We start from the raw sequence: 26,942 nt of genomic DNA, 5'->3' as shown, positions 1-26,942 counted from the left end.
CGGCGGCGGGAATGGCGCAGTGGCTGGATCGGCCGCGAAACGATATCCGCGGGCTGCTCGAGGGCGTGCTGCAAGCTGATGCGTGGCGGCGTGCGACCTGCGTGTTGGTCTGCCCGGCTCGACCCGGATGGTTCAATGGGGCGGATGTCCGCGCTCGCGGGTGAGTCGGGTCAGTTCGGCAATCAGGTCGGGGCGGGTGGCGAGGGCATCGAGCAGATAGACCTGCACGTCATGTGCTGCCACCGTCGCGTGCAGTTTTCCGCCGGTGCCGACGTCGACTGCCTTGTCGCCGAACGCGGATGTCCAGCGGCCAGCTTGCAGATAATCGCCAACGTCAAACGATGCGACAGCGTCACCCTTGTTGAGCAGCACCAGCGCGATCTGGTGTACATCGCCTTTCTGGTACACGCGGTAGAACGCCGCCTGGTTGCCGGCGAAGTGCAGCGGCAGCATCAGGCCGCGTTGCAGTGCCGGGGTCTTTTCGCGCAACTGCGCGATGCGCTTGAGCTGGCGATAGATCGGGCTTTTCGGTGCGGCGTCGATGCGTTGCTGGCCGTAGTAGTTGCGGTTGCCCTGGTGTTCGGCCTTGCCGCGCTCGAAGCCGGTTTCGGAGCCGTAGTAGATCGCCGGGATGCCGCGGGCGGTGAACAGCCAGTTGTTGGCGTCGATGAAGCCGTTGTCGCTAGCGGCCAGGCGCGCCATGTCGTGGTTGTCGTAGAAGGTGACCAGTTCGTACGGGTTCTGGTACGGGCCGTTGGTGAGGTAGAGGCGGTCGAGCAGTTGCGCGTAGTCGCTGCCGGGGTGCTCGAACACATCGGCGATGCGCCCGCGCAGCGGGAAGTCGAGCACGCTGATGCCGCCGTTTTCGGGCCAGGTGTACTGGCCGATGTTGTCGGGGCTGTAGTCGAACGCTTCGCCGAACATGAAGAAGCCGGGATGCTTCGCCCGGATGCGCGCGGCGAACTGTTTCCAGAAGGTGGTGGACATGTGGCTGATGGTGTCGATGCGGAACGCGTCGGCGCCCTGATCGGCCCACTGGTTGTACGCGCCCGCGAAGTAGTCGAGCACGGCCGGGTTCCGGTCGTCGTTGTTGGACAGCTGAACCAGGTCGTCGTAGGCGTGGTAGAAGCGATGCAGCGGGTTGCGCACGGGATCGAGCCTGTACGGCGGCAGGTTCTGCTGGTCGGCGACGAGCTTGCCGTCCTTGTCGTAGATCTGGCCGAACATCGGTTGCGCCTGCGGCATGCTGAAGGCGGGCGAGCCGTGGTTGGCCACGATGTCGAGCACGGTCTTCAGGCCCTGCGCCCGCATCGCCGTGGTGAACTGGCGGAAGTCGAGGTTCTTGCTGGGCAGGTGCTCGTCGAGCTTGTAGAAGTTGACGCCCCAGTAGCCGTGGAAGCCGGTCTTGCCGCGGTCGGTGAACTTGGAACCCCAGCTCACCGGATCGCCGCCGGTGAAAGCTTCGTCGGGGTTGTCCGCGATCGGGGTGATCCACACCGCGCCGAAGCCCATGCCGCGGATGTAGGCGGCGTTGTCCAGCACGCCCCGGAAGTCGCCGCCGAGGTAGCCGATGTTCGCGCTTTCGCCCTTCGGCGCGCCGGCCACCGGGACGTCGAAGGTGGGGTGCGCGCCGCCCTGGTCGCGCTGGTCGTTGGACGGATCGCCGTTGACGAAGCGGTCGGTCATCACGAAGTAGATCGCGTTGGACGCCATCGGCGCGTCGGTGCCGACGAATTCGGGCGTGGTGGTCGCGGCGTGCGCGCTGCCGCAGAGCAGGGTGAGCGTGGCAAGCGCCAGTACGGTGGTGCGGATCATCTCGTCGTTCCGGTGATGGCGTTGGCGAGGCTGGGCTAGCCGGGCTCGCGCACGCGCAGGGTGAACAGGCCGGCGACCAGCAGGCAGGCGCCGCCCAGTGCCAGCGCCCAGATCGGCTGGTTGTGGAAGCACAGCCGCAGCAGCAGGCCGAGCACGCTGGCGGCGAGCAGCTGCGGGATCACGATGAAGAAATTGAAGATGCCCATGTAGACGCCCATCTTCCCCGCGGGCAGGTTGTCCGACAGCAGCGCATAGGGCAGCGACAGGATCGAGGCCCAGGCGAAGCCCACGCCGACCATCGAGGCCAGCAGCCATACCGGGTCGCGGATCAGCAGGAACGACAGCAGGCCGGCGCCGCCCAGGCACAGGTTGATCAGGTGGCTGATGCGCAGGCCCCAGCGTCGCACCATCAGCGGAATCACCACCGCGGCCACGGCGGCGAAGCCGTTGTAGGCGGCGAACAGCACGCCGACCCAGTTGGCGCCCTCGTTGTACAGGGCCGAGTGCACGTCGGTGGTGCCGTAGATGGTCTCGGTCACGCTCGCGGTGGTGTAGATCCACATCGCGAACAGCGCGAACCACGAGAACAGTTGCACCCACGCCAGTTGCCGCATCGAGACGGGCATGCCGTAGAGGTCGCCCATCACCTCGCGCAGCATGCCGCGGCCGCGGCTGAAGCTGAGCCAGACGAACAGCAGGCCGAACACGAGCAGCCCGCCGCCCAGCACGTAGACCTCTTTCTCCAGCGCGAAATGCTGGATCGCGAACAGCACCGCGACGCCGACCACCAGCAGCAGCACGCCCCAGCGCCAGGCCTGCGACACGTCCACCGCCGGCGGTTCGGCCACGCTGTCGCTGAACGACTGCAGCCGGTCCGGCGGGTATTCGCGGGTGCTGAAGATAGTCCACAGCACCGCGCCCAGCAGCACCGCGCCACCGGCGTAGAAGGCATATTTCACCGTGTCGGGAATGCCGCCGTCCGGCGCCACGTTGGCCACGCCGAATTGCGCCAGTATCCACGGCAACGCCGAGGCCACCACCGCGCCCACGCCGATGAAGAAGCTCTGCATCGCGTAGCCGGAGGGCCGCTGGCGGGTCGGCAACTGGTCGCCCACGAAGGCGCGGAACGGCTCCATCGACACGTTGATCGAGGCGTCCAGAATCCACAGCAGGCCGGCGGCCATCCACAGCACCGGCGCGTTCGGCATCCACAAGAGGGCCAGCGAGGCGAACACCGCGCCGGCCAGGAAGTAGGGGCGGCGCCGGCCCAGCCGGTTCCAGGTGCGGTCGGAGAAGTGGCCGATGATCGGCTGCACGATCAGCCCGGTCAGCGGCGCGGCGATCCACAGCGCGGGGATGTCGTTGAGGTCGGCGCCCAGGGTCTGGAAGATCCGGCTGACGTTCGCGTTCTGCAGCGCGAAGCCGAACTGCAGGCCGAGGAAGCCGAAGCACATGTTCCAGATCTGCCAGAACGACAGCGCCGGTTTGGAGTTCGCGGAAGTACCGTCGTTCATGGTGAGCCGTGGCCGGGGGCGAGCGGAGCGATCAGCAGATCATGCACCACCGCCCGGTTCAATGGGCCATCGCTGCCGCCCTGTCCGCCGGTGTAGTGGGCGAAGTGGGCCAGGTAGCTCATGTTGAAGCCGTCGTCGAGCGTGAACCGGCAGGTCGCGCCCGCCTTCGCGCCGAAGCGGCCCCAGCTGGATGACTGGGTGCGCACACTGTGCGGCATCACGATCGGCAAGCGTTGCTCGGCGCTGCCGTCGCAGCGGATCACCAGCATCTTCACCGCCGCGGTGATGCCGGTGTTGATCGGGCCGTGGTCGTTGGCGTAGTCCAGCGCGACGCGCCAGTCGCCGCTGGCTGGCGCCGTCCACTGGCGTGGCCAGTCGCCGCCGATCCGGTTCGTGTCGCCGACGCAGACGGTGGGGCTGTGCAGCGATTCCAGCCCTTGCGCGTCGATGCGCGTGGCGCTGAAGCAGGCCAGGCCCGGCTGTCGTGCGAGCGTGCTGCTGGCGTCGATGTCGCCGTGCGCCACGCCGTTGAGGTAGAGCCGCTGCCTGCCCTCGACGCGGATCTGCCAGCGCTTGTCGACGGCCTGCACCTGCGGCGCGGCGGGGGCGAGCGGCGCGTACAGCGGCGCGTCGGTGCGCAGCGGCACGTCGGCGACCTGCACCGCTTTCAGCGAGACGGTGGTGGTGTTGCCCTGCGTACGCAGCTGGTCGGCGACAAGCAGGTTGCCGTCGAGCGCGGCGGGAAGCTGCAGGGTGATCCGGCGCCCGGGCAGTTCGAGCGTGATCGCGCGACGCGTACCGAACAGCATCGGCACCAGCGCGGTGGGCAGCTTCGGCGCGACCCGGCCATTCTCCTCCAGGCCGAACACGCCTTCGCTGACCATCGCCAGGTAGGCCGCCACCGACCACAACTGGCGCGGCGAATTCACCACCGGGCCGCTCAGCTTGCCTTCGTCGACGTGCTGGCCCTGGGTCAGCAGTTCGTAGTTCTCCATGTTGGAGCCGTACAGCGCGGCGCCGCGCATGATCGAGGCGATCTCGTGGGCGATGCGGGCGGGCTGCTGCGTTTCGCGTGCGGCGCGCAGCGCGTACATGCTGACGAACGGCCAGATCGCCCGGTTGTGGTAGATCGGCTGGTCGGCGCGCTCGGGCCAGATCACCGGGCTGCCGGCCGGCCACGTGGGGTAGTTCGCCAGCGTCTGGCGGGCGCGTTCGCCGTCGGCCACGCCGCTGTCGACCGCCAGCGCGATGCCGAGCAGGTCGTAAGTGTCGTACGGCGTGCCGTCGCCGCCGAGATAGCTCATGTACATGCCACGATCGGCGCGCCAGAAGCGGGCGTTGATCGCCGCCTTCAGCGCCGCCGCGTCGTTGCGGTAGCCGGTGGCGGCCTTCGCCTCGTGATGTTGGTCGGCCAGCGTGGCGGCCAGTTGCAGCGCCTGGTAGTGCAGCACGTTGGTGGACAGCGCGAACGATTGCGCGATGAAGCCCACCTCGTCCGCGGTCCACGCCGGGTAACTCTGTTCACGCCAGTCGAGGAAGGAGGTCTCGCCCCGATACAGGCCGAGGCGCTGGTCGAACGCGTATTGCCGATCCTGCGCCAGGGTGGCGCCGAGTGCCTGGTAGACGTCGCCGGCGAACGCGGCGTCGTCGAGCAGATGGCGCGCACCGAGGAACCACACCACGCGATCGGTGCTGATCGGCCAGCTGCCGCCGGAGCCGGTGTCCTGCATCGGATAGTACGGTTTTGAATCCGGGCCCTGCGCTGCGTCGGTCACGCGCACGCCGGACAGCTTGAACTTCAGCCCGTTGCGCGAGCGGGCGGGGTCGAAGCGCCACAGGCCGAGGTCGATCGCGTAGGACAGGTCGCGCGTCCACACGTAAGGCCACTTCAGCCCGGTGACGAAGCAGCGGCAGGGAATCGGCTGGCCGTGGTCGAACGCGCCGTCGCGGATCGCCTCCACCGAGTCGAGCGCGAGATCGTCCTGCGCCATCGCGAACAGGCCGTCGAACAGCGGGCTGGCGGTGTCGCTGCGCAGCGGCTGCGGGGCGATCACCCGCTGGCCGTACGGCCACGCCAGCGTGTAGCGGTGCTGCGCGTCGTGCTCGATGCCGACGTGCACGCCGTGCCAGTCCAGGCCGTCCTGCCCCAAGCCTTCCTGCCACGCAGGCGTCGCGGCACTGGCGGCCAGCGCGGCTCCCAGCAGCAGGCTCAGCACGGGCAGGGTCGCGCTGGCGGAAGGCGAATCGTGGTGGTCATCGGTGACAACGCTCCGGTGGCTGCGGGCTGGCGCGACGTCCGCACGGACGATGCCTCCTGCATGGTAGGCAGCGTCGCACTGCAGCAACCAGTGGTTGCATACGTATTCATGCCGCGCGTCCGTTTTCGCCCGGCGCGCCATTCGCGCGGCGCCTTGTAAAGCGGCGGGCGATGACGGCATAGTCGTTCGACGGCCACGATCACACGGGAGATTCCATGCGGGTACGCCTCGAAGAAGTGGCGCGCGCAGCGAGCGTATCGCCCAAGACGGTGTCCCGCGTGCTCAACGACGAGGCCAACGTGAGCGAGGAGACGCGCAAGCGCGTGCGCGCCGCGATGGAAGAGCTGGACTATCGCCCGCATCCCTCGGCGCGCAGTCTCGCCGGCAATCGCTCGTTCGTGGTGGCGATGCTGTACGACAACAACGACAACCCGGCCTCGACCTACCTGGCCGAGATCCAGGACGGCGTGCTGGAAGCCTGCGACGCACATCGCTACAGCATGATGGTGCGACCGCTGCGGATGCGCGGCGACGACTTCATCCGCCGGCTCGACGCGCTGATCTCCGACCATCACCCCGACGGTGTGGTGCTGACCCCGCCGATCACCGACTACGCGCCGCTGCTCAAGCGCCTGCGCGAACGCAACGTGCCGTATGCCAGCGTGTCGCCGCAGAGCGACACCAGCATCGGCGTGCGGATGGACGAGCAGGCCGCGGCGCGGGCGATCGTCGAGCATCTGCTGGGCCTGGGCCACCGGCGCATCGCCCACGTGCTGGGCATCGCCGACCACGGCGCCAGCCGCTGGCGGCTGGCCGGCTACCGCGAGGCGATGGCGGCGGCCGGCGTGCCCGAAGATCCCGCGCTGGTGGTGCAGGGCGCCTTCACGTTCGGCTCCGGCGTCACCGCGGCACGCGAACTGTTCGCACTGAAGCAGCGGCCGACGGCGGTGTTTGCCGCCAACGACGACATGGCCACCGGAGTGATGTGGGCTGCCGGCGAATACGGATTGAAGGTGCCGCAGGACCTGTCCGTGTGCGGCTTCGACGACACCCCGCTGGCGCGCCAGCTGTGGCCGGCGCTGACCACGGTGCAGCAGCCCAGCCGCGAGATGGGCCGCATCGCAGCCCAGCAGTTGCTGAACCTGCTGCGCGGCCGTGGCACCGGCGAGCTGGTGCAGATGCCGTTCTCCCTGCAGATCCGCGGCTCCACCGCGCGCGTTTCCTGAAGTTCGCCGCCCGGTCGCGAAGAGCCGGCGGACGGTGTCCGCCCTACGCGTCCCTCTCAGCCGCCCCTCCGTAGGGCGGGCAGCGCCCGCCACACGCCGTCGCAGGCCGCCACTTCCCTTGGCCGATGCGTCACACCGCCACGGCGTGCCTGACCAGACCCGCCGAATCCGGCCATGTTGCGCAGCGAATTGACAGCGCTGTCATCCGTGTCACTATGCGGTTCAGACCGCGTGCCGTCGGCGCGCCAGCCAGGAGCCTTGCCGTGCGATTTCCGCCCCCACCGAACTCGTTGCCGGGTCGTCTTGCCCTCTCCGTCACCCTCGCCGGCGCGTTGATCATGCCCATCCATTTCGTGCTCGCCGGGGACACCGCCGCCACCGTCCATCCCGATGCCTGGCCCCAGGTGCGCTCGCCGTTGCCGCCCGATCCGGCGCTGGAGGCGCGGGTGAAGGCGCTGCTGGCGAAGATGTCGGCGGAGGACAAGGTGGGCCAGATGATCCAGGCCGACATCAAGTCGGTGACGCCGGAGGACGTGCGCGAGTATCGGCTCGGCTCGATCCTGGCCGGCGGCAATTCCGGGCCGGACGGCGGCCAGTACGGCACCGCGGCGCAGTGGCAGAAACTGTCCGACGCGTTCTACCGCGCCTCGATGGATACCTCGGGCGGCCGGCTGGCGATCCCGGTGCTGTTCGGCATCGACGCGGTGCATGGCCACAACAACCTGGTCGGCAGCACGCTGTTTCCGCAGAACTCCGCGCTGGGCAACGCGCGTGATCCGCAGCTGATCCATGCGATCGGCGCAGTCACCGCCCGCGAGCTGCGCGCCAGCGGCATCAACTGGACCTTCGCGCCCACGCTGACCGTGCCCCAGGACGGTCGCTGGGGCCGTGCCTACGAGGGCTATTCGGAAAACCCCGCGCTGGTGGCGCAATACGCCGGCGCGGTGATCGAGGGGCTGGAAGGCAAGGTCGGCACGCCGCAGTTCCTCGACGCCGACCACGTGATCGCCACCGCCAAGCATTTCGTGGGCGACGGCGGCACCAGGGACGGCAAGGACCAGGGCGACGCCGAGGTCAGCGAGGCGGTGTTGCGCGACGTGCACGCGGTCGGCTATCCGCCGGCGATCCGCGCCGGGGTGCAGGTGGTGATGGTCTCGTTCTCCAGCTGGAACGGGGTGAAGATGGCCGGCAACAAGGGCCTGATCACCGACGTGCTGAAGCAGCGCATGGGCTTCGGCGGCATCGTGCTGGGCGACTGGAACGCCCACGGCCAAGTGCCCGGCTGCACCAACGAAGACTGCCCGGTGGCGTACAACGCCGGGCTGGACATGCTGGAGGCGCCCGACTCGTGGAAGGGCCTGTACAGGAACACCCTGGCCGAGGTGAAGTCCGGGGTGATCCCGATGAGCCGCGTCGACGACGCGGTGAGCCGCATCCTGCGGGTGAAGCTGCGCCTGGGCATGTTCGAGGCGGGGCTGCCTTCGGCCAATCCGCTGGTGCGTGATTCGGCGAAGGTGATCGGCAGCGCCGAACACCGCGCGCTGGCCCGCCGCGCCGTGCGCGAATCGCTGGTGCTGCTGAAGAACGACGGCGTGCTGCCGATCGATCCGCGCAAGCACGTGCTGGTCGCCGGCGATGGTGCCGACAACATCTCCAAGCAGAACGGCGGCTGGACGCTGACCTGGCAGGGCACCGGCCTCACCAATGCGAACTTCCCCGGCGCCACCTCGATCTGGGCCGGTATCCGCGACCAGGTGCAGGCCGCCGGCGGCAGCGCCGAGCTGTCGGTGGAAGGCAAGTACAAACGCAAGCCCGATGTCGCCATCGTGGTATTCGGCGAAGACCCGTACGCCGAGTTCCAGGGTGACCTGCCGAACCTTGCCTACCGGCCGGGCAACGATCACGACCTCGACCTGCTGCGTCGCCTGCGCCAGCAGGGCGTGCCGGTGGTGGCGGTGTTCCTGACCGGACGGCCGCTGTGGATGAACCGCGAGATCAATGCCGCCGACGCCTTCGTGGTGGCGTGGTTGCCGGGCAGCGAAGGCGAGGGCATCGCCGACGTGCTGCTGCGCACCCGCGACGGCCACATCGCCCACGATTTCCACGGCAGGCTGGCCTACTCGTGGCCGCGCACCGCGGTGCAGATTCCGCTGGCCGGCGGCAAGGAGCACTACGACCCGCAGTTCCGCTACGGCTTCGGGCTGAGCTATGCCGAGCCCGGCAAGGGCGGCAAGCTGTCCGAAGACCCGGGCATCGCGCTGAGCAGCGCGCGTGCCGGCGTCTACTTCACCCACGGCAAGCCGGCGCAGGGTTTCGTGCTGCAGCTCACCGGCGCCAATGGCGCGGACAGCAACGTCACGGCGACGCCATCGGTCACGGCGGACGGCACGCTGCGCGTCGGCGCGCTCGACTACAAGGCGCAGGAAGACGCCCGCAGCCTGGCCTGGTCCGGCGGCGGCAAGGCGCAGGCCGCGCTGGTCGCGCCGACACCGCTGGACGTCGAGCGTGAAACCAATGGCGACGTGATGCTGGTGACCACGCTGCGCGTCGATGCGCTGTCGGCGCAGGGCGCCAGCATCGGCGTCAGCTGCGGCAGCGGCTGCGGTGCGCAGCTGCCGATCGGCACGCAGCTCAGCGCCCTGCCGCGCGGACAATGGCTGAGCGTCGGCATTCCGCTGAAGTGCTTCCGCGACGCGGGCGCCGACATGAGCAAGCTGGACCGGCCGTTCGAGTGGACCGGCAGCACCGGCGAACGCATCGCCGTGGCCGAAGTGTCGCTGGGCACGGTGGCCGACCACACGCTGGACTGCCCCGCGCACTGAGCCGGGCAGCCAGGCCGGAGCCGGGCCAGGTTCCGGCAAGGCGCGGAATGAAAACTTAGCGGCCTGCGGGCCGCTTTTTCGTGGGCGTCGCCTGCCGGGGCGACGCCGGCCCGCTCATATGGACGGCCAAAAAAAACGGATGCCCCGTTGCCGGTGCATCCAATGGGCGACCCGGAGCGGGCGGTCGCGGGGAGAGCGTCCTGATCGTCGGTTCGGTGAGGCTGCGGTTCCCATTCAAGCGCCAGGCGCGGCGCGTGTCCGTGTCCGGCTACGCAGATTGCGGCGGCAGCGCCGGGTGATCGCGCGGAGTCTGCGGACGATCACACTTGTGGGTGCAAGCGCCCCAAAAAAAAGGATGCCCCGTTGCGGGGGCATCCAGTGGCGATGGGAGGGGAGGAATCCGTCGCCAGGAGAACGGTGTCAGCCTTAGAACCAGACCCCGACGGTCACGCCGTAGGTGCGTGGCGGCAGGTACTGCGAGGTGTAGATGAAGCTGCCGTTGGGCAGGGCGAAGCGACCGGCGCTGGTGCGCACCTTGCCATCGGTGACGTTCTGCACATAGGCCGAGACCCACCAGCGATCCTGCGGTTCGGTGTAGCGCACCGAAAGATCACCGCGTGTATAGGCCTTCTGCTGATCGCCTTCGCCGAGGTTGAACGTGCTCAGCCACTGCGTGCTCTGGTACTGCGCGGACAGGCGCGGGGTGACGCGGCCGCCGTTGGTCAGGTGGAAGTCGTGCTCGTAGATCGCGGTGAGCGAGGTGTTCGGCGCGTGCGGCAGGTCGTTGCCGCTGACGTCCACGCAGGCGCTGATGCCCGAGGCCGGATCGCAGGCGGGCAGGCCCTGGTAGTCGTTGCTGCCGGCGTACTTCAGCGTGCCCAGTTCCTTCTTGGGGATCGCCGAGAACACCAGGTTGAGGCGGTCGTCCTGGCTGGAGTAGGCCAGTTCGGATTCGAAACCCATCACCTTGGTGGTGCCCTTGACGTTGGAGAAGCCCAGCCCGCGGTTGCCGTCGGGGTAGGTGATCGGCGCGGCCAGCTGGAAGTTCTTGAACTGCTCGTAGTAGATCGCGCTGTTCCAGGTCAGGTGGCCGTCGAGGAAGCTGAACTTCGAGCCGACTTCGTAGTTGGTCAGCGTCTCCGGCTCGTACAGGGTGCCGGCATCCTGGGTGCCGCCGGACTTGTAGCCGGTGGACACGCTGGCGTACACGAGGCCGTGCTGGCCCACGTCGGCATCGAGCCGGCCCAGCCAGGTCACCTTGCTCTTGTCGTACTTCGCATCGTTGACGGTGGAGACGTTGAAGCCCACGTTGCCCGGGTCGACGTCCGGCGCGATCGGCACCTGCGGCACGTTCGGGTCGTACGCCCAGCCCCAGCCGCGGCCGCCCACGTTTTCCTTCTTGTCCTTGGACCAGCGCGCGCCGCCGGTCAGGCGCAGGCCGTCACTGATGTGCCAGGTGGCCTGGCCGAAGAACGCGGTGGACTTCACCGTTTCCTTGGGCTGGATGAACGAGCCCTGCCAGCTCACCGTGCCCTGGGCGGTGCCGTTGAGGATCGGGATGTCGAAGCGGATGTTGTTGTCTTCGGCCGCGTAGTACGCACCCAGGATCCAGTCGACCGCGTTGTCGCCGGTGGACTTCAGGTCCAGCTCGTGGCTGTAGTTGCTGTAGTTGGAGAAGTTGGTGCGGTCGGCCTGGTACGAAGCGCCGGTGTTGAAGCTGGTCGGCACCTGGGCGCCGTTGTCCTGGTCGAAGTTGCTCTTGCCGGAGAAGCGGTTGAAGCCCGCCACGTAGCTCAGCAGCATCGAGTCGCCGATCTTGAAGTCCATCCGGCTGCGCACCGTGTTGGAGTCACGCTTGAGGTAGGGCGCGGTGTCGATCAGCGCGGACCAGAAGTCCTGCCCGGCGCGGGGATGCTGCATCAGGCTCATGCCCGGCGTGCCGCGGTCGCGGAAGTATTCCCACGACAGGTTCCAGGTGAACTTGTCGCTGGGCTGCCACAGCGCGCTGACGCGCGCGGCGGACTGGTCCTGCGCGTTGTACTTGTCGCCGGCGGTCACGTAGTTGGCGGCGTTGATCGGCTGGAAGCTGGCCAGCGAGCCGCCGCTGGCCAGGTACGCCGCCTGCTGGTCGGCCACGCTGGGCAACTGCTGCGACGGGTTCTGGAAGGCGACGTAGCCGTCGTGCTGTTCCTGCGCCATCGCCACGCGAATGCCGAAGGTGCTGCTGATCGGCAGGTTCACCGTGGCGCGCGTGCCGACGTGGCTGTAGTTGCCTGCCTCGAATTGCGCGTTGCCGTAGAAGCCGCTGAGGTCGGGCTTGCCGGTCTGGAAATTCACCACGCCGGCGGTGGAGTTGCGACCCCACAGCGTGCCCTGCGGACCGCGCAGCACCTCCACGCTTTCGATGTCCAGCAGCAGGCCGGCGGCGGCTTCGGGGCGCGGCGAGTAGACGCCGTCGATGAACATCGCCACTTCCGGATCGGCGTATTCGGTCTTGGCGCTGTCGTTGCCGATGCCGCGCATGGTCAGCGTGACCACGCCGTGGTCGCCCTGCGAGGTGGCCTGGAAACCGGGCACCAGCTTGGTGATGTCCTGCACCGTCATCACCCGCTCCTTGTCGAGCGAGTCGGCGCTGATCACGCTGATCGCGACCGGGGTTTTCTGCAGCGGCGTTTCGCGTTTGGTCGCGGTGACTTGGACGCTGTCCAGGTCCTTGACCTTGGTGCGTGTGGCGGCGTCGGGCGCAGCAGTCGTGTCCTGACCGGCTGCATGGACGGCGCCCGAGGCGAGTATCGCGGTCATCGCGAGGTACAAAGCCGAGTAGCGTAATTTCATTTCACCCTCTCCCCAAAGATCGTCGTGGACATGCAGTGGTCGCGGACATGCGCTATTGTGCTGAATGACAGCGCTGTCAAAATGTATGACAGCGCTGTCATCGGGGCCGATCCTACTGCGAATTTCCATGCTTGGCTTGTTGCTCCGCAACAAGCCGCGGAGGGGCGAGATGTCACGCATTCAGAAGATCCTGGTGGTGGGCGGCGGCACGGCCGGCTGGCTCACCGCTTGTTACCTCGCCAAAACGCTCAACAGCGCCGCGCCCGGCAGCATCCGGGTCGAGCTGGTGGAGTCGCCGAACATCGGCCTGCTCGGCGTGGGCGAGGCCACGTTCCCCTCGATCCGCGGCACCCTGGCCGCGATCGGCCTGGACGAGCGGCGGTTCCTGGTGGGCGCCACCGCGACCTACAAGCAGGGCATCCAGTACGTGAACTGGGTGCGCCCGCCCGGCGAGGCGGGTGCGGATCGCTTCTTCCATCCTTTCAGCCAGCCCAGCCAACGCCCCGGCAGCCCGGAGCTGTTGCCGTACTGGTTGCTGGGCGGTGCGCCCGAAGGCATGTCGTTCGCCGAGGCGGTGAGCATGCAGCAGCGCCTGATCGAACAGGGGCACGCGCCGAAGCGGGCCGGCGACCCCGACTACCAGGGGCCGATGAACCACGCCTATCACTTCGATGCGGCCTGCTTCGCCAGGGTACTGGCCGAGCATGGCCAGGAGCTTGGCGTCACCCGTCATCTGGCCACGGTGGAGCGGGCGGAGCTGGACGAATCCGGCGCGATCGATCGCATCGTCACCCGCGAGATCGGCGAGCTGCGCGCCGACCTGTACGTGGATTGCACCGGCCTGCGCGGAGCGCTGGTCGGCGGCGCGATGCAGTCGCCATTCCACAGCCGGCGCGACGTGCTGTTCGGCGATCGCGCGGTGGCGCTGCAGGTGCCATATGCGCGGCCGGATGCGCCGATCCTGCCGTTCACCCGCGCCACCGCGCAGGAGGCCGGCTGGATCTGGGACATCGGCCTGCAGAAACGCCGCGGCATCGGCTACGTCTACTCGTCGCGACATACCGATGCGACGCGTGCGGAGGAAGTGATCCGCCGCTACGTGGGCGAGCAGGCGGCGGGGCTGGACGCGCTGCACATCAAGTTCGAGACCGGCTACCGGCCCGAGCACTGGCGGCGCAACTGCGTGGCGGTGGGCCTGGCCGGCGGCTTCGTCGAGCCGCTGGAATCCACCGGCATCGCCCTGGTCGAACTGGGCGCCTACCTGATCACCCATCTGCTGCCCGGTGACCTCGATGACATGGAACGCAGCGCGCGCCATTACAACCAGATGATGGTGGCGCGCTACGAGCGCATCATCGACTTCATCAAGATGCACTACTGCCTGTCGCAGCGGCGCGACCACGCGTTCTGGATCGACAACGCCGACCCCGCCAGCATCCCGCAGACGCTGCAGGACCGCCTGGCGCTGTGGCGGCATCGCCCGCCGCACCGGCTGGACTTCGTCACCGACCTGGAGATGTTCCTGCCGTGCAGCTGGCAGTACGTGCTGTACGGCATGGAATTCAGGACCGACCTGGAGCCGATGCGCAGCGCGTATCCGCAGATGGCGGCGGCGCAGCGCGAGTTCGCGATGATCCGCGAGATGGCCGGCCATGCACTTGTCGATCTGCCCGACCATCGCACCCTGGTCGAGCAGTTGTGCCGCGAGCACGCGCAGCGGACGGCGCAGCACGAGGGCTTTGCCGCCTAGGGCGGAGCTCGTCCGTCGCGCTGCGCTGTCGGGACCGCTTCAGCGCAGCTCGATCACCACCAGGCCCTGCACCGGCACGTCGACCGCGAGCTTGCCGTCGCGCAGGTCGATCGACTCCGGCGCGGCCAGCTTGCCCGCTTCGCGCAGTTGCACGATCTGCGCGCGGCTGGGCGAGTCGGGACGGCCCATGCGGTCGAACGCGGCGACCGCGTTGCCATGGGTTTCATCGACGCGCCACACGGTGGCGCGGGCGGCGGCGGGCAGGTGCCGCACGTCGAGGCTGAAGTGCTTCGTGCTGCCGGCGGGCCTGCCCGGCGTGTAGCTGGCGGTATCGCCCACCGGCGGGGCGTAATTCCACAGCGCGATCACCAGCGTGCCGTCATCGCGCCGGGTGACCAGGGCGGAGTCGGAGGCGACGGCCAGCCGCTGTCCGCCCAGCTTGTGCAGGATCGCGAACGCGTTGAACGCGGGCTTGGGAATGCGGTTGGCGGCGATCAGGCCGAAGCCGCCGTAGAAAGGATTGCGCACGATGCCCTGTTCCTCGAACACGTCGGAGAACGACCAGTAGCTCATCACCTCGACCTTGCCCGCGCACTCGCGGATGGTGTTGGCCAGCCACGGGCCCATGAACACGGTGTCGGTGACGTTGGGCAGGTTCGCGTAGCTGGCGTTGTACTCGCTGAAGATCAGCGGCATGTGCGGGTAGGGCGAGGCGGCGATTTCCCGGTGCACCTTGTCGACCGAGCGGCAGACCATGTCACGGCGCTGAATGTTCTCGCTGGTGTGGAACACGTTGTCGGCGGTGTCGTCGCCGTAGACGTGCGTGCTGACGAAGTCGACCGGCACGTTGTTCTCGTGCGTGTGGGCGAGGAAGTCGGCGGCCCACGCCGCCTGGGCCGTGGCCGGGCCACCCACGCGGATGCGCGGGCTGACCGCCTTGAGCGCGTGAGCGGTATGGTCGTACAGGGTGAAGTAGCTGGACTGCGCGGGCTTGCCGACCCAGAAGCCGATGTTCGGCTCGTTCCATACCTCGAAGTACCAGCTGGCCACTTCATCGATGCCGTAACGCTCGACCAGGTGCCTGGCCAGCGCGTCGATCATCGCGTCCCACTCGGCGTAGTCCTTCGGCGGCGCGATGTTCGGGTGATACCAGAACGGATGCAGCGCGGCCGGGTCGGAGGTCAGTTCCGGCGGCATGAAGCCGAGTTCCACGAACGGCTTGAAGCCGTGTTCGAGCAGGCCGTCGTAGATCTGGTCGATGTAGGAGAAGTTGTAGGAGATCTTTCCCTGCGCATCGCGCTGGATCAGGCCCACGTCGTGGTCGAGGATGCCGTGGAAGCGGATGTAGCCGACCCCGGTGGCCTGGTGCACGGCGTCCAGGTCCTTGCGGTAGTCATCGCGCAGCGCCAGCGCGGCGCGGCCGGAGCCCAGCATCTGTTCCCAGAAATGGGGAAAGGGCGTGCCCTGCGCCTGCGCGTCGATGCGCAGGCTGATGGTGGTCGCGGGCGGCGTGGCGCTGGCCGTGCCGCCGAGCAGCAGGGCGGTCGCGCAAAAGCCCAGGGCCAGGTGGCGAAGCGAGGCGGAAAGAGTCATGGCGAGATCCTGTTCGACGCGTGGGGTGGCGCGGGGATGCTGCAGAGGAAGCCGGCAACCAGCAGGATGTAAACGTTTACATCGCGGGCCAGTTTCCTACGCGCGAGGGGCGGCGTCCAGCGGCGCGTGGCCCATGCGCCACGCGCCGCCCCGGGCCGGAATCACTGAGCCAGGATCGCCCCGTAATGGCCATTCACGCTCACGCTGACCTGGCCGTTCTGCACGGTGTAATGCGTGCCCGAAATCAGCTCGGTGACCGTGCTGCCATTGGTCATGCTCAGCTGCCACACCGGCACCGTCACCGTATGCGTCACCGAGTCGTTGTTGAGCGCCACCGCGATGCGGTTGCTCGCGTCGAAGCGGCCGTACGCGTACAGCTTGTTGCCGTCGTCGGTGAGCAGGGTCATGAACGAGCCGGTGCGCAGCGCGGGGTAGGCGTTGCGGATCGTGGTCAGTTTCCTGGTCAGCGCCACCGCGCTGTTGGTGCTGCTGCCGACGGTCCAGTCGAAGGTGCGGCGGTTGTCCGGATCGGCGCCGCCCTGCATGCCGTATTCGTCGCCGTAGTAGATCGTGGGCGTGCCGACGTAGGTCATCTGGAAGAACAGCGCGAGATAGGTCTTCCAGATGTCGCCGCCGGCGCGGTTGCCGAAGCGGGTGATGTCGTGGCTGCTGAGGAAGTTGCTCATCGCCTGCTGCACGTTGGTCGGGTAGTTCGCGCGGGTGCCGTGCAGCCAGCTGTCGAACTGCGACACCGCGATGCTCGCCGTGCCGCCGCCGTAGTCCTTGCCGGTGATCCACTCCGACACCGGCTGGGTGAAGCCGTCGTAGTTCATCGCGCCGTCCCACTGGTCGCCGCCGGCGGTCCACGGGCCGGCATTGCCCCAGAACTCGCCGAGGATGTCGGCGTTGGCGTTGACCGATTTCACCGCGCTGCGCAGCTCGGCCATGATCTGGTGGTTGGCGGTGTCGCTGCCGTTGCCGCCGCCGGCATCGAGGTATTGCGCCGCGTCGAGGCGCCAGCCGTCGATCGAGTACGGCGACTTCAGCCAGGTCTTCACCACCGAGCTGGTGCTGCTGTAGATCGCGTTGCGCACGGCCGAGCCGCTGGCGCCGTAGTCCAGCTTGGGCATGGACGAGAAGCCGAAAAACGCGGAGTAGGTGTTGGGCCAACTCTGGAAGGTGTAGTAGCCGTAGGTCGGACTGGACTGCGACTCGTAGGCGCCGGTGATGCTGCTCCACCAGTGGAAGCGGTCGAACCACTTGTGGGTGTCGCCGGTATGGTTGAACACGCCGTCGAGCACCAGGTAACCCTTCGATCCGTTGCTGGTGCTGTGGATGTCCGCGCTCAGCGTCTGCAGCGTGCTGTTGCTGCCGAACGCCGGGTCCACCGTCATGTAGTCCTCGGTGTCGTATTTGTGGTTGCTCGGCGAGAGGAAGACCGGGTTGAGATAGATGATGTCGGCGCCCACGGTGTTCTTGATGTAGCCCAGCTTCTGGTCGATGCCGGCCAGGTCGCCGCCGAAGAACACGGCGGTGTTGCAGCCGCTGACGTTGGCCACCACGCTTGATCCCCAGGCGTGCTTCTCGGTGGCGCAGCCCGCATAGGTGTACTGGCCGTTGGTCACGTCGTTGGCGGTGCTGCCGTTGTAGAAGCGGTCGGGGAAGATCTGGTACATCACGCCGTTCTTCATCCACGCGGGCGTGGTGAAGCCGGGCAGGATGAAGAAGTCGCCGGAGGACGGCTCGGCCGACGTGGTGCCGGCGGCGTTGAGCCAGGCGGTGGCGCTGCCGTCGTTGATCTGGAAGCGGTAGTACTTCTTCGAGGCGCTGGCCGGCACGGTGCCTTTCCAGTAGTCGAAGTTGCCGGTGGCATCGTTCGCCGACCAGCTCATCGCGACCCAATGGAAGGCGCCGTCCGCGCTGTCGTAATACTTGATGTTGGCGCTGCTGATGTCGCCCTTGAACGTGCGCAGGGTCAGCGTGACCGCTTGGGCGGAAGTCGGCTCGACGTGGTTGTCGTAGAGCGGGCCCTGGTCGTGGAACAGGCCGCTCCATTCCACGTTGTTGTCGTTGCTGGCGGCGCGTGCCTGGTCATGGACGGCCGGCAGCGCGTAGAGCGCCAGCGCCGCGGCGAGTGCGCATGCCAGGGTGGATTTCGAGCCGTGTGTCGCCTTGCCTTGATTGCCCATCGAACATCCCTCCGCAGGTGGGTGGAGCGAAAAGCTTTCGGGTGAGTCGGCTGTTTCCCAGGCTCATGGATTCAGGTTGAGGGTGAGCTCGGCGGCGCGTGCGGCGGCGACCCGCACCCAGGTGACGTCGCCGTAGCGGTCGTGGCCGCTGGCCCAGCCTTCGCCGTCCGCCTGCTCCAGCGCGTGCAGGTCCGCGAAGGATTTCAGCTGGCCGACGCGGGTCGCCGCGCTGCCGTGGACCTTCAGCAGGTAGTAGCGCAGTGCCGGCTTGAAGCTGCCGCTCGCGGCGGCGATGTCCAGTTGCACCGTGTCGCCCTTGCGCTGCGCCGACAGCGGCTGCAGGAAGTACGCGCCGTGTTCGTAGTCGTAGGTCGTGCCGTCGTCGTCGTAGTAGTCGAACGTGCTGCGCTGCGCGGCGGGGAAGATGTCGACGCCGAGCTCGGTCAGCGGGTGCTGACCGACGTAATCCTCGGGCGAACGATTCGGGATGATCGCGCCGTCGCGGATGAACAGCGGGATGTCACTCCACGTCTTGCTGTCGATCGCCAGGTGGATGGTCTGGCCGCCGTCGTAGGCCTTGCCGCTGAACCAGTCGATCCAGCGGCCGGCGGGCAGATAGACGTCCTTCGCGGTCTGGCCCTGTTCCACTACCGGCGACGCCAGCAGCCAGTCGCCGAACAGCCAGCTGTCGACGTCGTTGCGCACCTGGGCATCGTGCGGCCAGTCGAACAGCAGCGGGCGCACCAGGCCGACGCCGTCGACGCGACGCGCGTGCTCGTAGCTGTAGATGTACGGGATCAGCGCGTAGCGCAGGCGGATCGCCGCGGTCGCGGCCTTTTCGGCGACGGGGCCGTACACCCACGGCTGGCGCTTCTGGCCCAGCTCGCCGTGCACGCGGAAGATCGGCGTGAACGCGCCGAACTGGATCCAGCGCGCGTAGTTCTCCGGCGTCGGCGTGCCGTTGCGGAAACCGCCGCCGTCCATGCCCCATTGCATCGCACCCACGTCGATCGCGCTGAGCATGCGCGCGCGCTGGCCGGCCATGCTGGCGAAACCGGTGTCGATGTCGCCGGACCACAGGCCGTACGCGTAGCGCTGCGAACCGAGCCAGAAGTTGCGGTTGATCGACCACACGCGTTGGTTCGAGACCGCGCGCTGGCTGTCGTACAGCGCGCGCTGCATGTTCATGAACTCGGTGTCGCTGCCGGTGGTGTCGGCCTCGTCGTTCCACCAGCCAGCGATGCCGTCGTCGTAGCCGTACTTGATCGCCAGCTCGCCGAACCACTGGCGTGCGGCGGGGATGTCGAAGTCGATGTTCTTCACCGGCTTGTGCGAGAAATAGTCGTCGCTGACTTTCTCGCCGGGCACCCAGAAGTCGTGGGCGGTGGCGTAGCGCCCTTCCACCGTGTCGACGTGGATGCGCGGCTTCATGATGCCGGTCAGGCGGATGCCGCGGGCGTCCATCTGCTTCTTCAAGGCGCCGCTGGGGCCGTCGGGAAACTTGGTCGGGTTCCAGCGGAACTCGCCGTAGTCGTCCTCGCCCCAGGCCTTCCAGTCGAAGTCCAGCGTGATGTTGTCGATCGGGATGTGCCTTGCGCGGTAGGTGTCGACGATCTGCAGCAGTTCCTTCTGGTCGATGCCCCACTGGCTGTTGGTGAAGCCCATCGCCCACTTCGGGAACAGCGGCGTGCGGCCGCTGAGCTGGGCCAGCGAGTCGAAGATCTGCGCGGGCGTGCCGAGCAGGATATAGACGTCCGTATCCTTGCGCGGACTGCTGGCGGCGATCGTGCCAGGCTGCAGCGCGAATGTGGCGCCGTCGCTGTCCAGCAGCACGCCGTAGCCGGCGGTGCTCCACACGAACGGCGCGCCAGCGTGGCCCTGCTCGCCGGATTTCGCCTGCAGCGTGCCGCTGCGCAGCAGGCCGGCGGAGGCATCCTCGGTCGCGTTGTAGCCGCCGATGCCGTACAGCGCGTCGCTGGCATCGTGCTTCGCGTCGAGCCTGCCCTGGCGCAGGGCGTCGGTGTCGATGCGCAGCAGCGGATGCCGTTGCGCGTCGTCGATCTGCAGCTGGTGCGTCTGCCGGTTCCAGCGCACCGAGGCGACCGCGGAGGCGAGGGTCATGCCGTCCGCCAGCTGCGTGCCGCGAACCTCTGCAAACGTCGATCGGCGGCCGGCGGGGTCGAGTATCGGCGTCGGCGCAGCGGCATGGCCGTCTCGCGTGGCGTGGATGTGCACGATGCCGGGTGCCACGAAACGGACGTCCAGACGATCGGTGCCGAGATCGATCGCGATGGCGTGGTCGACGAGTTGTGCCATGCGGGGTGCCTGCGGGGTCGACGCGGGAGCGGTCGCGGCGAAGTTGGCGGCCGGGGCGAGGGCGAGGCCGAGCCACAACCAGGCGTTTGCGCGCCGACCGATTTTGCGGGGAGGGGATGTCATGCGGGGTTCCTCGTGGATCAAGGCTCAGTCCAGGATCGCGCTGGAATACGGTGGCAGGGAAAGCCGCTGGCGCTGCAGCGTGGTGTCGGGTTTGCTGTGCAGCCGCAGCGTGCGGAATCGGCTGGTGCCCAGCGGCACCTGTTGCGTCTGCCCGGACAGGTTGTGCAGCACCAACACGTGGCTGGCGTCGTCGTCGAGTTGCCAGGCGGCGATGTGCGGATTGGTCTGGGGATATTCGCGGATGGCGCCGTCGCGCAGCGCCGCGACCTGGCGGCGCCAGCCGATCAGCGTCGTGTAGTAGTGCAGCAGCGAATCGTCGTCGTGTCGCTGTGCCTCCACCGAGACCGCGGGGCCATCGCCGGCGCTGAAGGCTTTCCAGTGCGTCTCGCCCGTGCCCTGCGGATCGCGGTGCCAGCGCATCGGCTCGCGCAAATCCGGGTCGGGTTTCCTGCCGCGCATGCCCAGCTCCTCGCCGTAGTAGACGAATGGATGGCCGGGCAGGGTGAGCAGCATCGCGGCGGCCATGCGCATGTGTTGCGCGTTGCCGTCGAGCTGGCTCATCACGCGGTCCTGGTCGTGATTGGACAGGAATGGCGCATCGACGCCGGACTTGCCGGCGACCTTGCGATAGACGGTATCGGTGCGCGCGAGCAACGCACCGAGCTCACCGGCGCGTTCATCGCGCGCGCTGTCGATCAATTGCACCGCCAGCGGAAAGTCGAACACCGCGTTGAGCGGTTTGAAGTACGGCGCCAGTGCATCGGCGGAGTCGCGGGTCACTTCGCCGACGACGTAGGCCGCAGGGTTCACCGCGTCCAGGCCGCGACGGAATTCCGACCACCAGGCGAGGTTCTTCTGCAGCGTCAGCGGATTGTCCATGTCCGCCTTGAAGTCGTAGTAGATGTGCTGGGCCGCGTCGAGGCGGAAGCCATCGACGCCTTTCTTCAGCCAGTACCGGCCGAGCTTGACCATCTCCCTGCGCACCGCCGGCGTGTCGTAGTCGAGGTCGGGCATGTTGGCGGAGAAGTCGCCCAGGTAGTGCGCCTTGCCGAGCGCGTGCCAGGCCTGCGCGCCCGCGGCGTCCTCGGCGTGCAGGTCGGTGTGCGGACCGGCCCAGCCGTACCAGTCGTGATGCGGATCGGCGGGATCGCGGGCGGCGATGAACCACGGGTGCCGGTCGCTGGTGTGGTTGATCACCAGGTCGATGATCACCTTGATGTGGCGTCGGTGCGCCTCGCGCAGCAGGCGCTCGAAGTCGACCATCGTGCCGTACTGCGGATTGATGCCGTAGTAATCGGTGACGTCGTAGCCGTGGTAGCTGGGCGAGGGATTGATCGGCATCAGCCAGATGCCGCTGACGCCGAGCGACTGCAGGTAGTCGAGCTTCGCGGTGACACCGTTGAGGTCGCCGATGCCGTCGCCGTCGGTGTCGGCCCAGCTGCGCACGAAGATCTCGTACCAGACGCCGGAGCCGGCCGGATCCAGTGACGGACGCGCTGCCGCCGCGGGCAACGTCGTGCCGAGGATCAGCAGTGCCAACAGCAGGTAACGGATCATCTGCGACTCCAGCAGTTGCGGATCAGTCGGCCGCCTTGAAATGGCGGGCGATGAAGTCGGCGTGGCCGGGCATGCTGGCCACGGCGCGGTCGACCAGGGTGCGGATATTGCCCAGGAACTCGCCGAGCTGCGCTTGCGGCAGGCCGTCGGCCAGTGGCGAATGGCGCTGAGGAACGATGCCCTGGCCGATCATCACCTGCAGCCAGCCGGTCGGGGTGAACAGCTCTTCGCCGTCGCGGAAGATATGGCCGCTCTGGCGAAACAGTTCGATCCGGTGGGCCAGTCCCTCGGGCAGGGCCATCGTGGCGCATTGCCGCCAGAACGCCGTGTCGTCGCGCTCGGTGGCGTTGTAGTGCAGGGCGATGAAATCGCGCGTGCGCTCGTATTCGAAACGCGTCTGGCGGTTGTATTCGGCGATCAGCGCGGGGTCGAAGTGCTTGTCCGGGAACATCGTCAGCAGGCGGCCGACCGCGGACTGCATCAGGTGGATGCTGGTCGATTCCAGCGGTTCGATGAAGCCGCTGGCCAGGCCCATCGCGATGCAGTTGCGGTTCCACACCTGCTTGCGGATGCCGGTGTGGAAGCGCAGCTGGCGTGGCTCGCCGATCATCGGGCCTTCGAGATGGGAGAGCAGGGTGGCGCAGGCCTCGTCGTCGCTGAGGTGGCTGCTGCAGTAGACGTGGCCGTTGCTGTCAAGGTGCTGCAGCGGAATCCGCCACTGCCATCCAGCCTGCTGCGCGCTGGCCTGGGTGTACGGGCGCAGCGTGTCGCCGTGTTCGCTGGCGACCACCACGGCGCGGTCGCACGGCAGCCAGTGTTGCCAGCTGTCGTAGCCGGTCTTCAGCGCGCCTTCGGTCAGCAGCCCGCGGAAGCCGGAGCAGTCGATGAACAGGTCGCCCGCGATGGTCTCGCCGCTGTCGAGTCTTATCGATTCGATGAAACCGTCGCTGCCGCGCAGCGCGACGTCGACCACCTTGCCGTCGGTGCGTTTCACCCCGCGCTGTTCGGCGTGCCGGCGCAGCAGCTGGCCGAAGCGCGCGGCATCGAAGTGGTAGGCGTAGCGGATGCCGGTGAGCGGGCTGTCGCCGACCTTGTCCATCCGGGCGAAGCGATTGGCGTTGGCGGCTTGGGCGTTGATCGAGTACGCCCACAGGTCGGGCGCGTCGGGATCCAGTTCGCGGCCTCTGAGCCAGTAATGCTGGAACGCGGCCAGGCCCAGTGGCAGGCCGATGTCGCTGAACGCGTGCAGGTAGGAGTCGCCGATCCGTCGCCAGTCGTTGAACTGCACCGCGAGCTTGATCGTGCCGCGACTGGCCTTGAGCAACTCGTCCTCGTCGATGCCGAGGAACTGGCTGACGTGGCGGATCTGCGGAATGGTCGCCTCGCCCACGCCGACGATGCCGATCTCGCTGGACTCCACCAGCCGGATGTCCAGTTGCGGGCCCAGCGCCTGGGCGAGCAGGGCTGCCGTCATCCAGCCGGCCGTGCCGCCGCCGACGATCACCACCTGCCGGATTCTCGGATCGTTCATGCCGCTCTGCTCCGGAAGGTTCCGCCGCGGTTGCCGCGCCGCTGTCCTGGCGCCGCCGAAAAAAAGAGCCCCGCTGGAAGTCACTCAGCGGGGCAGGTTGGGGAGGTACGTCGCTACGCCTTACTGGAACTTGTACGAGACGCCGATATCGAAGCGGCGGCCGTAACGTTCCCACGTCAGCACCTGGCGGGGATCGTTGTTCTGGTAGGTGATGAAGGTCTTGTTGGACAGGTTCGAACCCTGCGCGACCAGGGTCAGGCCCTTGAGCGCGCCGCTGTCGAACGTGTAGCTCACCTGGGCGTCGTAGGTGCTGCCGCCCTGGATGGTCTGCTCGATGCGCGAGGCGCTGATGCCCGACACCTCGCCCAGGAAGCTGGAGCGGTAGCTGTCGCTGATGCGGGCCTCGAAGCCGTCATGCTGGTAGTACAGCGTGCCGTTGGCGACCCACTTCGACAGACCCGGCACGGTGATCGGGTTGCTGTTGCCGGCGAACACCAGCGAGCTGTTGGTGCGGTTGCCGGTGAGGATCGCGCCGAAGCCGTTGAGCGATGGCGTGAACAGGTTGAACGGCAGGTTCAGGGTGAGCTGGGCGCCCTTCACGTAACCGTGGCCGTCGTTGGTCGGGCCGGAGACGGTGCCCAGGGTGGTGCCCAGCTGGGCCTGCTGCGCCGGCGTCAGGCCGAACGGCAGGAACGAGCTGAAATCGTACAGGTAGGCCGCGTTCGGATTGATGTAGTCGGTCAGCTTCAGGTAGTAGCCCGACAGCGCGAAGTAGCCGCCACCGGCGCTGCGGCACAGGTCCGAGTTCTTCGCGTCACCGGCCTTGCATTCATAGCCGCCTTCGTTCGAGAAGTAGTGCTCGTAGCTGACGTTGTAGTTGTCGGCCATGGTCGGCTTGAGCTTGGCATTGCCGCCGGAAGCGCTGAAGTACGCCTGGTTCGGATCGGTGCTGGTCAGGTGGGTGATGTTGCCGCTCACCCCGAGGCTGGCGTTCATCTGGTCCATGCGCGGGCGGGCCAGGGTACGGGCGGCGCTGACACGCAGGTCATCACTGTCGCTGAAGCCGAAGATCAGGTTCGCACTGGGCAGGACCTTGGTGTAGCTGGTATTGCCCACCACCGGGATCAGCGTGATCGCGTTGCCGGTGATCGCGCTGCCCGGCGCCACGCGCTCGCCTTCCGCACGCTGCGAGGTGTGCTGTGCCTGCACGCCGAAGTTGCCACGCAGGCTGACGCCGCCGAGGTAGGTGTCGAGGTTGAACTGGAAGTACGGGGTCAGGGTCTTCTCGCGCACCTTCCAGTTCGGCGGCATCGACAGCGACGAGCCGAAGGTGGGCACGCTGACCAGGGTGCCGTCGCGGATCAGGTCGAACGGGTTGTAGCAGGTCTGCGAACCCACGCCCATCCACGCCAGCGGGCTGCAGCTGCTGCCGCCGAACGGCGCGGTCTCGACCGCGGTGCCGCTGCTGATCGTGCCGCCGCCCAGGGTCAGGAAGCTCTGGTCGATGTTGTAGGTCTTGTCGCGGGTGCTGTGCGCCACGCCGAACTCCATGCTGGAGAACGGGCCGCTGGAGAAGCTGCGCTCCACCGCCAGGTGCAGGTTGGCCAGGTAGTCCACCGTGTGCGGCGCGTTGATGAAGCCGGCCTGCACCACGTCGTTGCCGCCGCCCCAGCCCTGCGGGTCGGTCAGCACCATGCCGCTGCCGTAATCCAGCGAGGGGTTGACGTAGAACAAGCCGTTGTTGCGCTCGATGAAACCGAGGCTGTCGCGGGCGCCGTTGTTCGCGCCGAAGTCGGTGCCGGAATAGCTTTCGAGGTTGATGTCGCGGCGGGTGGCGCGCGAGTAGTTCGCGTCGAGGTCGGCCGTCCAGTCCTCGTTGATGGTGAACTTGTTGTCCCAGTTGAAGTTGTAGACCCGGGCGCTGGTGCTGTTGTAGTCGTTGCGGATGACCGCCTTGACGCCGTCGTAGGTGCCGCTCTGGATGAAGCCGTTCTGCACGTTGCCATTCGGCTGCAGCGTGGCGTTGCCCCAGAACAGCGGGAACTCCATGCCCTTGGCCTGCTGCACTTCCTTGAAGTTGTCGTAGGTGACGTCGACGGTGCCGGTGTAGTGCTCGTTCGGCTGCCACTGCACGGTGGCCAGTACGCCGCGGCGCTTCATCGTGTCGGAGATGCCGTAGTTCTTCGAGCCGCCGATCACGGCATTGCCGTTGGCGTCGGTGGGATAGCCCCACGGCGCCTGGTGCTGGATCTGCGCGGGGTTCGATTCGAGATCCACACCGAGGGTGACGCCGAGGGTGTGGTCGGCGAACTGGTGCACCCACACGCCGTTGAGGTTGTAGCCGCGGTCGCTGACGCCGGGACCGTCAGCCTGCTGCGACATGCCGTCCCAGATGTAGTGGGCGTTCACCGCCGCTTCGGGACCGCTCTTTTCCAGCGGGCGGATGGTGTGCATGTCCACCGTGCCGGTGAGGCCCTGGCCGATCAGGTTGGCCTGCGGGGTCAGGTGCACGACCACGTTGTCGAACCAGCTCGACGGGTACTGGTCGAACTGCACGTCGCGGTTGTTGGAGGTGGAAACCTGCTGGCCGCCGTTGATCAGCGCGGTGGAGAAGTCCGGGCCCAGGCCGTGGATGGTCAGCACCTGCGGACGACCGCTGACGGTCTGCACGGCCAGGCCGGGCAGGCGACCGAGCGTGTCGGCGATGCTGACGCCGGGCAGCTTGCCGATCTGTTCGGCCGACACGGCCTCGACGATGCTGCTGGCGTTGCGCTTCAGCGCGGTGGAGTTCTCGATGCTGCTGATGAAGCCGTTGACCTCGACGGACTGCAGCTTCTGCGTCTTGCGCTTGGCGTCGGCCTTGTTCTGGTCGCTGTTGTTGTCGGCCGATGGCGCCTGTGTCTGATCTTGCGTGCTCTGCGGTTGATCGGACCGCGACGCGGAGCCCGCGTAAGCCGTGGCGCTTGCGCCAAGGCACACCGATGCGATCGCCAGCGCCAGCAACTTGTGTTTCAGAACCATGTAATCCCCTCCCGCAGTGTGTCGCCGTCGATCTCGGTTGTTGGAGTCCCCGCGCTTCCGTCGGCGACGACCGTCGGCAGGTGCGCTGCCGAGGTTTTCGGCGGCGTGGTCGCATAGTAGGCCGACGATTCTGCGGTGAAGCATTTTCTGCATACGTATTCATGGGGGGCGCGAAACCCGGCATGTTGCAATGCGGTGCCGCGTGCCCGGAGCGTGGGTGACGACGGGGCGAACCCGGATGCCGCTTGGGCTGGGCCCGTCGCGACCGTGATGGTGGACAACGCCGTCGCGCGCATCGCATGTCGCAACTGCAGCAAGAATGAATACGTATGCAGACCCGTGCCGGTTGCAGCGGTGCCGCCGCTAAGCTGATCGCATCCGAAGACGGGTGG

13 protein-coding genes are annotated in these 26,942 nt (G+C 67.5%); 3 read left to right on the top strand and 10 right to left on the bottom strand.

The genetic code is table 11. The features are described 5' to 3' along the window. Positions 1–132 precede the first annotated feature (132 nt). From I6J77_RS12840 to I6J77_RS12830, 3 genes are read right to left on the bottom strand one after another with little or no spacing between them, the layout of a single operon-like run. Positions 133–1,815 (bottom strand): alpha-amylase family glycosyl hydrolase, encoded by a 1,683-nt coding sequence (locus I6J77_RS12840; protein WP_204109284.1) that lies wholly within the window; start codon positions 1,813–1,815, stop codon positions 133–135. Between the two features lie 35 nt (positions 1,816–1,850). Beyond that, on the bottom strand, positions 1,851–3,329 hold the full coding sequence (locus tag I6J77_RS12835) for an MFS transporter (protein WP_056717345.1): 1,479 nt from the start codon (positions 3,327–3,329) through the stop codon (positions 1,851–1,853). Further along, positions 3,326–5,545 (bottom strand): Six-hairpin glycosidase-like protein, encoded by a 2,220-nt coding sequence (locus I6J77_RS12830; protein WP_204109283.1) that lies wholly within the window; start codon positions 5,543–5,545, stop codon positions 3,326–3,328. The genes I6J77_RS12835 and I6J77_RS12830 overlap by 4 nt, the downstream gene beginning before the upstream one ends. A gap of 257 nt (positions 5,546–5,802) precedes the next feature. Between I6J77_RS12830 and I6J77_RS12825 the strand changes: the two genes are divergently transcribed. Further along, positions 5,803–6,813 carry a LacI family DNA-binding transcriptional regulator gene (locus I6J77_RS12825; protein ID WP_007807909.1) on the top strand — a complete coding sequence of 337 codons (1,011 nt, stop codon included), beginning with the start codon at positions 5,803–5,805 and terminating at the stop codon, positions 6,811–6,813. A gap of 338 nt (positions 6,814–7,151) precedes the next feature. Further along, positions 7,152–9,635: an exo 1,3/1,4-beta-D-glucan glucohydrolase gene (locus tag I6J77_RS12820; protein ID WP_239309285.1), complete on the top strand. Its 2,484-nt coding sequence runs from the start codon at positions 7,152–7,154 to the stop codon at positions 9,633–9,635. A 426-nt stretch (positions 9,636–10,061) separates the two neighbouring features. Here I6J77_RS12820 and I6J77_RS12815 read toward each other — a convergent pair whose 3' ends face one another. Beyond that, positions 10,062–12,470: a TonB-dependent receptor gene (locus tag I6J77_RS12815; RefSeq protein WP_204109282.1), complete on the bottom strand. Its 2,409-nt coding sequence runs from the start codon at positions 12,468–12,470 to the stop codon at positions 10,062–10,064. A 169-nt stretch (positions 12,471–12,639) separates the two neighbouring features. On the opposite strand from I6J77_RS12815, the gene I6J77_RS12810 reads away from it, so the two are divergent. Then, positions 12,640–14,220 carry a tryptophan halogenase family protein gene (locus tag I6J77_RS12810; RefSeq protein WP_204109281.1) on the top strand — a complete coding sequence of 527 codons (1,581 nt, stop codon included), beginning with the start codon at positions 12,640–12,642 and terminating at the stop codon, positions 14,218–14,220. 39 nt (positions 14,221–14,259) lie between these two features. Here the strand turns inward: I6J77_RS12810 and I6J77_RS12805 are convergent, their stop codons facing one another. The 6 genes from I6J77_RS12805 to I6J77_RS12780 all read right to left on the bottom strand — a co-directional run bounded on the left by I6J77_RS12805 (position 14,260) and on the right by I6J77_RS12780 (position 26,550). Then, positions 14,260–15,813, bottom strand: coding sequence for a glycosyl hydrolase family 39 (locus tag I6J77_RS12805; RefSeq protein ID WP_204109280.1), 1,554 nt, complete (start codon positions 15,811–15,813; stop codon positions 14,260–14,262). 161 nt (positions 15,814–15,974) lie between these two features. After that, positions 15,975–18,002, bottom strand: coding sequence for a glycoside hydrolase family 13 protein (locus tag I6J77_RS12800; RefSeq protein ID WP_204109279.1), 2,028 nt, complete (start codon positions 18,000–18,002; stop codon positions 15,975–15,977). Positions 18,003–18,065: 63 nt separating this feature from the next. Further along, positions 18,066–20,318 carry a TIM-barrel domain-containing protein gene (locus I6J77_RS12795; protein ID WP_239308969.1) on the bottom strand — a complete coding sequence of 751 codons (2,253 nt, stop codon included), beginning with the start codon at positions 20,316–20,318 and terminating at the stop codon, positions 18,066–18,068. Positions 20,319–20,465: 147 nt separating this feature from the next. Further along, the gene (locus tag I6J77_RS12790) at positions 20,466–21,998 is read right to left on the bottom strand and encodes an alpha-amylase family glycosyl hydrolase (protein ID WP_204109277.1); all 1,533 of its coding nucleotides are present in this window, start codon (positions 21,996–21,998) and stop codon (positions 20,466–20,468) included. A gap of 22 nt (positions 21,999–22,020) precedes the next feature. Beyond that, complete coding sequence (locus I6J77_RS12785; protein WP_204109276.1) at positions 22,021–23,529, bottom strand: tryptophan halogenase family protein; 1,509 nt, start codon at positions 23,527–23,529, stop codon at positions 22,021–22,023. 120 nt (positions 23,530–23,649) lie between these two features. After that, complete coding sequence (locus tag I6J77_RS12780; protein ID WP_204109275.1) at positions 23,650–26,550, bottom strand: TonB-dependent receptor; 2,901 nt, start codon at positions 26,548–26,550, stop codon at positions 23,650–23,652. Positions 26,551–26,942: the final 392 nt, after the last annotated feature.

The sequence above is a fragment of the Rhodanobacter sp. FDAARGOS 1247 genome (assembly GCF_016889805.1).
GTDB lineage: Bacteria > Pseudomonadota > Gammaproteobacteria > Xanthomonadales > Rhodanobacteraceae > Rhodanobacter.
Note: the sequence above shows the minus strand (reverse complement) of the source record. Positions and strands in the feature narration are given on the sequence as shown.